Raw genomic sequence first — 11767 nt, 5'->3', positions numbered from 1 at the left:
CGACGACGGCGGGCCAGCGGCCACCCCCACGACCGCACCGGCGTCTCGATGAAGTGCGTGGTCGCCGAGGCGAGGAGCAGCGACGCCGCGATGACGACCGCGCCGTCGAGCAGTCCTGCAGCCGGCTTTTCCGCAACGACCAGCCAGATCACGAGGACGGGCCAGTGCCAGAGGTAGAGGGCGTAGGAGATGTTGCCCATCCTCACGAGCGGCGCGGCGGCGAGAAGCCGGTCTACCCCGTAGCGGCTGCCCGTCCGCCCCGCGACGATGATGCACGCAGCCGCCAGCAGCGGCCAGAGGGCGATGTACCCGGGAAACTGCTGCTGGACCTGCAGCAGCAGGCCGCAGGAGAGCATCGCGCCGAGGCCGATCCAGCCGAGCACCACCCGCACCGGAACACTGGCGCGGAGATACGGCAGCGCCAGGGCCACGAGCGAGCCGAGGGCGAACTCCCACAGCCGAGCCCGCGTGTCGAAGTAGGCGGCGGCCTGATCCGTGGCCGTCTGCCCCACCGAGAAGGCAAGTGAGGAGAGGAACACCATGCCGAAGACAGCGATGAGTGCCGTGCGGACCGGACGTCCGAGCGCCCTCGCGGCAAGGGCCGATCCGGCGAAGATCAGCGGCCACAGCAGGAAGACCTGCCCCTGGATGGACAGGGACCAGAAGTGCTGCAGCGGGCTGGCCGCACTGTTGTCCAGGGCGTAGTAGTTCACGGCGTTGCCCGCGAGTTCCCAGTTCTGCACGTACAGCAGTGAGGCCCAGGTCTGGTCGAGGATGCCCGGCCATCGCGAGCTCGGCACCAGCAGCGCCGTGGCGCCGAGCACTGCAAGCAGCACGACGACGACGCCGGGCAGGAGCCGCTTGAACAGTCCCAGCCAGTACGCCAGCAGCCGCAGCGGCCTGCCCGACTCGATCTTCCGGGTGAAGGAGATGGTCAGCAGGAAGGCGGAGAGGAGGAGGAAGATGTCCACTCCTCCGGACACCCGTCCGAGCCAGACATGGTAGATCACGACCATGAGGACAGCGAGTGCGCGGAGGCCCTGGACCTCGGGGCGGAAGCGGCGGTCGGCGGGGGTCGGCGAGGCTGCGGAGGCGGGCCCGTTCCTGTCGATCCCGGCAATCGTCACGCCTGGAAATCCCTTCGATGGTCCGAGTGCAAACTGCCAGTTTACCTGCCGGCGGTTCCCCTCCGCGGCGCACCCCCTCCGCCCGGGTAGGCCCCGAGCCCGGATCAGCGTTATTCTCGATACCAAGACCTTTGGCAGTGGCGCACCGCCGCACCGTCCCCTTCAAGCATCGGGACCGCCTCGAATTCCTGAACAAACACCACGAAAGAATCCACCTCTGTGAATAAAACACCTGCCAATCTGAAAGCCCCCCGCACCCTTGCCAAGGGCGCGATGCGCATCGTCGCACTCGGCGGTATCGGCGAGATCGGCAGGAACATGACGGTCTTCGAATTCGACGGCAAGCTCCTCATCGTCGACTGCGGCGTCCTTTTCCCCGAGGACCACCACCCCGGCGTGAACGTGATCCTGCCTGACTTCACTGCCATCCGGGACCGGCTCGACGACGTCGTCGCCGTCGTGCTCACCCACGGCCACGAGGACCACATCGGTGCTGTCCCCTACCTGCTGAAGGAACGGGCGGACATTCCGCTGGTGGGCTCGCAGCTGACGCTGGCCTTCATCGAAGCGAAGCTCAAGGAACACCGGATCACTCCCAAGACCGTGCAGGTGAAGGAAGGCGACCGCCGCACCATGGGCGGATTCGACCTGGAGTTCGTTGCCGTCAACCACTCCATCCCGGACAGCCTCGCGGTCGCGATCCGCACGGCGGCCGGCATGGTCCTCCACACCGGCGACTTCAAGATGGACCAGTTTCCCCTGGACAAGCGCATCACCGATCTCGGCGCCTTCGCCCGCCTCGGGGCCGAAGGGGTGGACCTCTTCCTCACCGACTCGACCAACGCCGACGTCCCGGGCTTCACCACCTCGGAGAAGGACCTCGCCCCCGCGATCGACGAGGTGTTCCGGACCGCGCCGCGAAGGATCATCGTCTCGAGCTTCGCGAGCCACATCCACCGGATCCAACAGATCATCGACACGGCACAGCGCCACCAGAGGAAAGTCGCCTTCGTGGGCCGTTCCATGGTGCGCAACATGACCATCGCCAACGATCTCGGGTATCTGAAGATCCCGCAGGGCATTCTCATCGACTTCCGGAAACTCGAGAAAGCGGACGACCACAAGGTTGTTCTCATCTGCACGGGTTCGCAGGGCGAGCCGATGGCGGCGCTGTCCCGAATGGCCAACAAGGATCACGCCATCCGCATCCACGAGGGTGACACAGTACTCCTGGCGAGCTCCCTCATCCCCGGCAACGAGAGCGCGATCTACAGCATCATCAACGCCCTGACCGAGATCGGCGCCAACGTGGTGCACAAGGGAAACGCAAAGGTTCACGTCTCGGGACACGCCAGCGCGGGCGAACTGGCCTACTGCTACAACATCGTGAAGCCCCGCAACGTGATGCCGGTGCACGGCGAGTGGCGCCACCTGCGCGCGAATGCCGCCATCGCCGTCAGCACTGGGGTGGACCAGCGCGACGTCGTGATCGCCGAGGACGGCGTCACGGTCGACCTTCACCGGGGCCGGGCGACGATCTCGGGCAAGGTTCCCGCGGGCCTGATCTTCGTGGACGGCGACAGCGTGGGCGGCATCACCGAGGACACGCTGCGCGAACGCCGCCGTCTGGCCGAGGAAGGTTCGGTGACGGTGCTCGCGATCGTCGACGCCGAGACCGGGCAGACCGCTGAGCTCCCGGAATTCTTCACCAAGGGCTTCTCCTGCTCGGACGAGGACCTCGACAAGGCGGGCGCCGCCGTCGAGAAGGCGCTGAAGGATGCGTCGTCGAACCGGCAGGGCGGGCGGTCGCTCAGCCTCGAAACCATCATCGAGCGGGCCACCGCCAACTGGATGCGCCGCTTCTACAATCGGACGCCGGTCATCACGGCCATCGTGGTGGACGCGTAGCCCTTCTGAGACTGACCTTCCGGGCCCCGCCCGGGCTTCAACGGTCGCTGCAGCACCCGGACAATTCGGAAGCTGCAGCGACCGTTGTGCGTTGCGCCTGAACCGGCGCCGGCGTTGCCTTGCCGGCGGGCAGCGGAGCATCCTGCCCATCTTTTGCCGCCGAAGGAGCGTGTCGTCGCTCGACACGCCGGTTATCAGCGGACCTGCCTGAACAAGCCGGGCAGCTTCCCGCCAGGACACAGAAACGCCCGGCCGGATTACCCCGGCCGGGCGTCTGCGTGCTCCTGAACGACGACGGCGTGCGGTGCCTGGAAGCGGCTGCGGCGCGCGCCGTCGTTCGGTCTACAACTCGGCCCTAGTGACTGTGGCCGTGACCGTCGCTGTCGCTTTCCTCGGGCTTCTCGACCACCAGTGTTTCAGTGGTCAGCACGAGGGCCGCGATCGAGGCCGCGTTGCGCAGCGCCGAACGGGTGACCTTCACGGGGTCGATGATGCCCGCGTCCACGAGGTTCTCGTACTCGCCGGTGGCAGCGTTGAACCCGAAGCCGACCTCGAGGTCGGTGACACGCGCGACCACCACGTAGCCCTCGTGGCCTGCGTTCTCCGCGATCCAGCGCAGGGGCTGGGCGAGTGCCCGACGCACGAGACCGACGGCCGTGGCGGCGTCGCCCTCGAGTGCGAGGACGCTGGGGTCGGTGTCGAGCGCCTTGCCGGCGTGGACCAGCGCGGAGCCGCCGCCTGCGACGATGCCCTCTTCGAGAGCTGCACGGGTCGAGGAAACAGCATCCTCGATACGGTGCTTCTTCTCCTTGAGCTCAACCTCGGTGGCTGCACCGACCTTGATGACTCCCACTCCGCCGGCGAGCTTCGCCAGGCGTTCCTGGAGCTTCTCGCGATCCCAATCGGAATCGGTGCGCTCGACCTCGGCGCGGATCTGGGCGACCCGGTCGGCGACGTCGGACTCGCTGCCGACGCCGTCCACGATGGTCGTCGTGTCCTTGGTGATCGTGATGCGCCGGGCGGAACCCAGCACCTCAAGGCCCACCTGATCGAGCTTCAGGCCGAGATCCGGGGACACGACCTGCGCGCCCGTCAGCGTCGCGATGTCCTGCAGCATCGCCTTGCGGCGGTCGCCGAAGCCGGGTGCCTTGACCGCGACCACGTTCAGGGTGCCGCGGATCTTGTTCACCACGAGGGTCGAGAGCGCTTCGCCATCGATGTCCTCGGCGATGATGAACAGCGGCTTTCCTGCCTGCAGCGCCTTCTCGAGCAGCGGCAGGAACTCCTGCAGGGACGAGATCTTGCCCGAGTTGATCAGGATCAGCGCATCTTCGAGCACTGCTTCCTGGCGCTCGGCGTCGGTGACGAAGTACGGCGAGAGGTAGCCCTTGTCGAACTGCATTCCTTCGGTGAGGACGAGCTCGGTCTGCGTCGAGGAGGATTCCTCGATAGTGATGACGCCGTCCTTGCCGACCTTGTCGAACGCCTCGGCGAGCAGGTCGCCCACTTCGGTGCTCTGCGCGGAGATCGAGGCCACGTTGGCGGTCTGCTGGCCGACGACTTCCCGGGCGTTCTCGAGCAGACGCGCGGCTACTGCCTCGACTGCCACCTCGATACCGTGCTTGAGCTGGCCGGGAGCTGCGCCCGCAGCAACGTTCCGCAAGCCCTCCTTGACCAGTGCCTGTGCCAGGACGGTTGCCGTGGTGGTTCCGTCACCGGCAACGTCGTTCGTCTTGGTCGCTACCTCCTTGGCCAGCTGCGCACCGAGGTTCTCGTAGGGATCGTCCAGTTCGATTTCGCGGGCGATCGTCACACCATCATTGGTGATCGTGGGAGCACCCCACTTCTTGTCGAGCACGACGTTGCGGCCGCGCGGGCCGAGCGTCACCTTGACGGTGTTCGCGAGTTTGTCCACGCCGGCCTCGAGGGCACGGCGGGCGGCATCGTTGAATTCCAACTGCTTTGCCATTGTTGATTCCTTTCAGGCTTGTGCAGCGAGAAAAACCCCGGCCAGTCGAGGCCGGGGTTCCTCTAGGGATTGGAGCCGTTCGCTCAGGGTTCCCTGGTGCCGCGAGCTCTGCGAGCGGCACGAGGGTGAGCGAATTGGACTACTTGACGACGATCGCCAGAACGTCGCGGGCGGAGAGGACCAGGTATTCCTGGCCGGCGTGCTTGACTTCGGTTCCGCCGTACTTTGAGTAGATGACGATGTCGCCTTCGGCAACGTCGACGGGGACGCGGTTGCCGTTGTCGTCGACACGGCCCGGTCCAACTGCTACAACTTCGCCCTCCTGGGGCTTTTCCTTGGCGGTGTCCGGGATGACCAGACCGGAAGCAGTAGTCTGCTCGGCTTCCAGGGGGCGGACAACAATACGATCCTCAAGAGGCTTAATAGAGACCGACACTCGGGCTCTCCTTTGCGTTCGTTACTAATGGAATGTGGCCGTCGGGATGGCGCTGACCGTCGTCGCGGTGCCGGCTGGCGCTTCCCTCAGGGTTAGCACCCTCCTACTGAGAGTGCTAACCCCGACTTTATGCATTCGTTAGCACTCGGTCAAGGCGAGTGCCAGAGAACTGCCGATACGGGCGGAGCAGACGAGGCTGGAAGGACGAGGCCGACCGGGTCTTGGAAACGTGCGAGCGGGTAGGGTTGGACTAGTCGCTTAGCAGAGGGCGGCCCACACGCCTGATGCTGCGCATCACCTGGCTGCCGGCAGGACGTCAGTTCCCGAAAGGTCCCCTATGACCGACAATGCCACCGGATCCCGCGAAACCAAGGACAGTGAGCACGGCCTCGCCGCGACGCTGCAGGATTTGGTCCTGGCCAGCGCTGACGTCGAGGAGTTCCTGACCGGGCTGGTGACGGTCGTCGGCAAAGCGCTTGCGGAACCCGATGACGAGGTTCTGTGCGCCGTGACCCTGCTGCGGTCGCGGATGAAGACCACAGTGGCCAGCAGCAGCGAGCACGCCCGGAAGATGGACGAAATCCAGTACCGGTTCGACGATGGCCCGTGCCTGCGGGCTGCGCGGGAAGACGAAACCTACTACGTTCGTGATTTCCAGGAAGACGACCGGTTCCCCGGGTACAGCCAGGCCATCGCCGGGCATGGCCTCCGATCGGCCCTGGCTGTTCCCATCCGGTTGGACGGTGACACCCGTTCGGCACTGAACATCTACTCACCGAATGCCTCCGCATTCGACCCTCCCGCAATCGCCGCTGCGCAGGAGCTCGCGGACGAGGCCTCAGCCTCCCTGCGCCTGGCCCTCCGCATTGCCCGCCTGACCGATTCGGGCGCGAACCTGATGGCGGCGATGGAATCGCGAACCGCCATCGATCTGGCGGCAGGAGTGATCATGGCACAGAACCGGTGTAGCCAGGACGATGCGATGACCATCCTCAAAGCCGCTTCGAACACCCGCAATACCAAACTCCGCGACGTTGCTGCGGCGGTCCTTGCCTCTGTTGGACAGGACTCGGTGACCACCCACTTCAGCTGAAAACCTGCAGGGGACCGCTGACGGGCCGAAACGCCCCGTCAGCGGCTGTCCGGGGCTCCCTGCTCCGGATCGCCGTCGGCGGATTCCAGTTTCCGTGCGTCCACGTTCCAGATGTCGTTCCGCTGGTCCCCGGAAAATGTGCCGCGGGCACCTCGATCGCCGTCGCCGGATTCGATCCCGTTCTCGGCGTCGTCGCTGTAGGGCGCCTGCAGGGGTGGCGGAAGTTCGCCGATCAGCTCGTTGGCAGCATGGGCAAGAAGGTCACGCTGCAAGGCCGGCAGGAGGATCAGCCCGCTGAGATAGGCCTCCACTTCGTATTCCCCGATACTGCCGCCGATCGCGAAGAACCGGAGCCACAGGTCGCCGACCGTGTACCCGGCCTGTTTCAGGGCCGCGGCAAGCAGCAGGCGCTGATCTTCTTCACCAATGGAACCCATCGCATCCACCCCTTACGATTCTGAGCCACTCAAGTAATCCACCAATTGTTGCGCGGCATGTTCCGTCGGAATTTTCTGGCGTTTGGCTCTTTCGATGATCTCCGTATGCGCCTGTTCCTCGGTCAGGCCCCGTCCTCCCATGAGGATTCCTTTGGCCAGGCCGATCACATCCCGCGTCCGAAGGGCCGCGAGGAGCTCATCGGTGATCTGCCGCGGCGTTCCGGTGGTCTGCACATGGCCCAGCAGGGCTGCAGCCGGGACGGCGAAGCGACGGAGCAGGGCCTCGGTGGCGTCGTCGAACGCCGAGGGATCAGCTGAATACACCTTCATAGCTCCGAGGTGTTCCTGTCCCCGCAGCAGCGGGACACTGAGGCAGGAGCGTACCGGCCCCTGGGATACTGCTGCGTTCCACTTCCGCCAGCGGGGCTCGATGCGCGTATCGTCGATGCGCACGGCCTCGCCGGTTGCCCAGGCACTCAAGCACGGCCCCTCACCCAGCTCGTACTGCATGTCGTCCGCCTGGCTGACCAGCGCGTCGGTGGCTCCGGCACTGGTCCGTCGACCATCCTGGACCAGGGTGACGCCAGCGCCGATCGCCCCCGGGATCACCTGTTTTGCGGCTTCGGCAAGGAGGTCGACAGCCTGCTGGACGGTTTCTGCGCTGAGGAGGAGACCCTTGATCCTTCCGAAGAGGACTTCGATCTCATTGAGCGATGCCTGGGTTGCCACGGACTGCCTCACAATGTGGAGAACGGGCACTCGTGCCCGACAAGTGGAGGCCCTCTGCCGGACCCTGCTGAACCGGATGGATTCATCCGGTTCACTGCCATCAGTCTATCCTTCGCACAGGTATCCCGGCGGAAAAATGCCCCGATCCGACCGGGGTTCAAAAGGGGGACCAGGGCCCCTCGGTCGCCTAGGCTGGAGCCCATGGCCACCGACAACATCGCACCGATCCTGACGCCTGAGGGGTGGGAGCTGCTGAACTCGCTCGGCCCGTATTCCGAAGTGGAAAGCCTCCGCCTGAGTGAGCAGCTGCGGAAGGCCGGGCACTCCCCCGACGTCGTCTCCGCAGCCCTCACGCAGTCACGGCTGCGGGCGAAGGCCCAGGCCAAATTCGGGCCCTTCGCCGAGCGGATGCTTTTCACTGCCGCGGGGCTGGAGCAGGCCACGCGACTGAATGTCGCGGCCCGGCATGCCCAGCGCTTCGTGGAAGCGTCCCTGCTGAGGGTGGCCGACCTCGGGTGCGGACTCGGAGCCGACAGCATGGCCCTGGCCACACTCGACCGCGAGGTCACCGCCGTCGAACTCGACGAGACCACGGCCGCTGCCGCCACCATGAACCTGCTGCCCTGGACAAATGCGAAAGTGGTCAACGCCGATGCCGAGTCGATCGACGCATCGGCGTACGACGGCGTCTGGCTGGATCCCGCGCGCCGCAGCACGTCGTCCTCGGGCACCACCCGCATCTTCGATCCGGAGGCATTCTCGCCGCCGCTGTCCTTCGTGGAGAAACTCGCCGACGCCGGGACCCCGGTGGGAGTCAAGATGGGGCCCGGCATTCCCCACGAGGCGGTGCCGGCCGACTGCGAGGCCCAGTGGGTGTCGGTGGACGGCGACGTCATCGAGGTCTCCCTCTGGTTCAACGCGCTGCGGCGCACGGGCATCCGGCGGGCGGCGCTGGTCATCAGCGTCCATGGTGCGGCCGAACTGACGAGCGCCGCGGAGTTCGGGAAAGGACCGGACGCACCCCTGGGGCCGGTGGAGGGCTACCTCTACGAGCCCGACGGTGCCGTGATCCGGGCCGGGCTCGTAGCCGACGTCGCGCTCCAGCTGCGCGGCCACCTGCTCGACCCGAAGATCGCGTACGTGTGCGCGCCGACGCTGGTCGAAACTCCGTTCGCCAGGGCCTATCAGATTCTTGAGGTGCGTCCCTACAACATCCGGAGCCTCAAGGCCTGGGTGCGCTCCGAAGGAATCGGTGTACTGGACATCAAGAAGCGGGGCACCGCCGTCACTCCTGAGGAAGTACGCCGGCAGCTGCTCGCGGGCTCCGGCAAGGGGAAAAAAAAGGCGACCCTGGTGTTGACGCGCATCGGTGAGGATCGCGTGGTCATCGTAGTGAATCCGGTCCTACCATAGGCGCGTGCGTCCGGAAATTCTGGCCACTGCGCGAGGGACTTCGTAGAGTCGGATCAGGATCCCCAACGGAAGACGGACTCATGACCACAAGTACCATGCGCGGCGTTCTGTTCGACGTCGACGGCACCCTTGTCGACACCAACTACCTGCACACCATCGCCTGGTGGCAGGCGTTCCGCCGTTTCGGCCACGATGCTCCGATGGCGGAAATCCACCGCGCAGTGGGCATGGGCGGCGACAAGCTCATCGGGCATCTGCTCGGCACCGACAGGGACGCATCCCGGGACGGCGAGCTGGAATCGACGCACGCCGCGCTCTACTCGAGCTACTGGCCGTCGATCCGCCGTTTCGAGGGGGCCGAAGAACTGCTACGGCGCTGCGCCGGGAACGGGCTCCGTGTGGTCCTGGCGTCGTCCTCGTCGGAGCAGGAAGTGACCGTCATGCGGGAAATCATCGACGCGGAGGACGTGATCGCGGGAGCGACGTCGTCGACCGACGCCGAGAACAGCAAGCCCTCGCCCGACATCCTGCGCTCCGCGCTCGACGCCGCCGGGCTCCTGGCCGAGAACGCCGTCTTCGTGGGGGACTCGGTGTGGGACGTCCTCGCAGCGAAGGAGCTGGGCATCCCCACCATCGCGGTGTTGTCCGGCGGCACGAGCGAGGCGGAACTGCGCGACGCCGGCGCGGTCGAGGTGTACGCGGATGTTGCCGAGCTGCTCGCTTCCTTCGACGGAAGCGAGCTGCACCGCCTCGGCGAGGGGCGGGAATGACGCTTCGCTGAGGAGCCGCGCAGCCAACCGCTTGAGAGGCCGTCCGCCGCGGGACCGCCGACTGTCCTAGGCGGAATCGCGCCACACCACAGTGGTGTCGAGCACCCGGACCGGGCTGGGAAGCCCCCGGATCTGGGCAAGGACAAGTTGTGCCGCAGTCCGCCCCAGGAGATCCGCCGGCTGTCGGATCGTCGACAGTTGCGGCCTGCAGCGAAGCGCCCAGCTGCTGTCGTCGAAGCCCACGATCCCGACGTCGTCGGGCACCCTGCGCCCGCTCTCCTGCAGTGCTGTCATGGCCCCCGCGGCCACGGCATCGGAGGCCGCGAAGACGCCGTCGATCTCGGGGCAGCGGCGCAACAGTTCCTGCATGCCCTCAAGCCCGTAGCCGTAGGTGTAGAGCGGATACCGGACGACGAGCTCGGGATCGAAGCGGCTTCCGAGGGCAGCTCGGAAGCCCGAGAAACGGTCCTGCCCCGAGTCCCTGTCCAGGGCACTTGCGATCATGCCGATGCGCTTCCGGCCCGTTCCGATCAGTCTTTCGGTGATCTCCCGGGCGGCGGCCGCATTGTCGATGGCCACGTACGGGAGGTCGGGCGTCCCCGGCGGATGGCCGACGAAGGCTGCCGGCACCCCGAGGTCGCGGACAGCCGAGGCGATGGGATCCGAGGCCCGCGCCGAGACGATGACCGCTCCGTCGACCAGCCCGCCGCTCAGGTACTCCGCCACCCGATGACTGTCGCGTTCCGAATCGATGATCAGGGAGACCAGCTGGTAGTCCGCCTTGGACAGCACCTCGTTGGCACCCAGCAGGATCGATCCGATGTTGGGATCCTCGAACAACAGCGAATGCGGTTCGTGGATGATGAGCGCGATGGCACGGGATTCCTGCAGGACGAGGTTGCGGGCTGCCGAGTTGCGCACGTACCCCACCTGCGCGATCGCATCCTCGACGGCGAGTCGCGCCTCAGGAGACACATACCGCTCACCGTTGACCACCCGGGAGACCGTTCCCCGGGAAAGCCCCGCTGCTGTGGCGACGTCGTTGATGGTCGCCCGGCGTATGCGGGTGCGGGAGGGCGGCATACCTGTACTTTAGCCGAGGACGACCGGCGGATTCCGGAGGGCGATGTCAGGACTCGTTCTCCTGCGCCTGCCGTCCACCGAGATCGAGTTCGCCCTGGGCGGCTTCGGCCAGGAGCCGCAGGGCTGCCTCGTCGTCGGCCGAAAAATCCCGGGGTTTCTGATCGATGATGCACAGCGTTCCGATGGTCCAGCCGTTGGGTCCTCGAAGCGGGTAACCAGCGTAGAACCGGATATACGGCTCCCCCAGCACCAGCGGATTGCTCCTGAACCGCTCGTCCGCCAGGGCGTCGTTGACGATGAGGGGCCCGGCGCCTCGAATGGTGGCATTGCAGAACGAAAGCTCCCGGGGCGTGTTCTGTGCCACCGGCCCCACCACTGACTTCAGGAACTGCCGGTGGTTGTCGATCAGGGAGACGGTCGATGAGCTCACGCCGAACTGTTCCCTGGCGCGGCGGGTGATGGCGTCGAACCTCTCCTCGACCGGGGTGTCGAGCAGCTTCATCCGCCGAAGGGCGTCCACCCGCTCCTCCTCCGCTTCCTCGGGCGTCAGCAGGAAAGCGCCGGCGGCCCCCAGTGCCCTCCGCGCGCGGCCCGGGGAATCCTCCTCCTCGTGCCGTTCGCTGTAGGGCACCCGCACGCTGGACGGCGTTTCCTCGAGGATCTCGTTGACGGCGCTGGCGAGGGTGTCCCGTTCCACGGCCGGCAGGTCCAACAGCCCGCGAAAATAGGCCTCGATCTCAAGCTGCGCGAGGGTTCCGCCCAACCCGAAATACTGGATCCCGAGCAGATCTGGATCCAGCCG

Annotated in this window: 11 protein-coding genes; 4 read left to right on the top strand and 7 right to left on the bottom strand. The window is 66.2% G+C overall.

Features of this window, described 5'->3' with window-relative positions:
- The coding region (locus Y705_RS17250) for an acyltransferase family protein (protein ID WP_444826153.1) at window positions 1–1127 on the bottom strand (1127 nt) is incomplete at its 3' end.
- A 273-nt stretch (window positions 1128–1400) separates the two neighbouring features.
- On the opposite strand from Y705_RS17250, the gene Y705_RS0103915 reads away from it, so the two are divergent.
- Window positions 1401–3035, top strand: a complete 1635-nt coding sequence (locus Y705_RS0103915) for a ribonuclease J (protein ID WP_049822249.1) — start codon at window positions 1401–1403, stop codon at window positions 3033–3035.
- Window positions 3036–3390: 355 nt separating this feature from the next.
- On the opposite strand, the gene groL is transcribed toward Y705_RS0103915, so the two are convergent.
- Window positions 3391–5004: a chaperonin GroEL gene (gene groL, locus Y705_RS0103910; protein WP_026531895.1), complete on the bottom strand. Its 1614-nt coding sequence runs from the start codon at window positions 5002–5004 to the stop codon at window positions 3391–3393.
- A 139-nt stretch (window positions 5005–5143) separates the two neighbouring features.
- Window positions 5144–5440 carry a co-chaperone GroES gene (groES, locus tag Y705_RS0103905; RefSeq protein WP_026531894.1) on the bottom strand — a complete coding sequence of 99 codons (297 nt, stop codon included), beginning with the start codon at window positions 5438–5440 and terminating at the stop codon, window positions 5144–5146.
- Between the two features lie 337 nt (window positions 5441–5777).
- On the opposite strand from groES, the gene Y705_RS0103900 reads away from it, so the two are divergent.
- Window positions 5778–6533 carry a GAF and ANTAR domain-containing protein gene (locus Y705_RS0103900; RefSeq protein WP_026531893.1) on the top strand — a complete coding sequence of 252 codons (756 nt, stop codon included), beginning with the start codon at window positions 5778–5780 and terminating at the stop codon, window positions 6531–6533.
- Between the two features lie 38 nt (window positions 6534–6571).
- On the opposite strand, the gene Y705_RS17245 is transcribed toward Y705_RS0103900, so the two are convergent.
- Window positions 6572–6970, bottom strand: coding sequence for a hypothetical protein (locus Y705_RS17245; RefSeq protein WP_216698737.1), 399 nt, complete (start codon window positions 6968–6970; stop codon window positions 6572–6574).
- Between the two features lie 12 nt (window positions 6971–6982).
- The gene (locus Y705_RS17240; RefSeq protein WP_049822239.1) at window positions 6983–7699 is read right to left on the bottom strand and encodes a GAF and ANTAR domain-containing protein; all 717 of its coding nucleotides are present in this window, start codon (window positions 7697–7699) and stop codon (window positions 6983–6985) included.
- A gap of 201 nt (window positions 7700–7900) precedes the next feature.
- On the opposite strand from Y705_RS17240, the gene Y705_RS0103885 reads away from it, so the two are divergent.
- Window positions 7901–9112, top strand: coding sequence for a class I SAM-dependent methyltransferase (locus tag Y705_RS0103885; RefSeq protein WP_049822238.1), 1212 nt, complete (start codon window positions 7901–7903; stop codon window positions 9110–9112).
- A gap of 80 nt (window positions 9113–9192) precedes the next feature.
- Window positions 9193–9882: an HAD family hydrolase gene (locus Y705_RS0103880; RefSeq protein WP_026531891.1), complete on the top strand. Its 690-nt coding sequence runs from the start codon at window positions 9193–9195 to the stop codon at window positions 9880–9882.
- A gap of 66 nt (window positions 9883–9948) precedes the next feature.
- Here the strand turns inward: Y705_RS0103880 and Y705_RS0103875 are convergent, their stop codons facing one another.
- The gene (locus tag Y705_RS0103875; RefSeq protein ID WP_026531890.1) at window positions 9949–10965 is read right to left on the bottom strand and encodes a LacI family DNA-binding transcriptional regulator; all 1017 of its coding nucleotides are present in this window, start codon (window positions 10963–10965) and stop codon (window positions 9949–9951) included.
- Between the two features lie 46 nt (window positions 10966–11011).
- On the bottom strand, window positions 11012–11767 hold a 756-nt coding region (locus Y705_RS21020; RefSeq protein WP_081737767.1), incomplete at its 5' end, for a GAF domain-containing protein.

It is taken from the genome of Arthrobacter sp. H41 (assembly GCF_000520535.1).
Lineage (GTDB): Bacteria > Actinomycetota > Actinomycetes > Actinomycetales > Micrococcaceae > Arthrobacter_D.
This window is presented reverse-complemented; position numbering and strand designations above follow the sequence as displayed.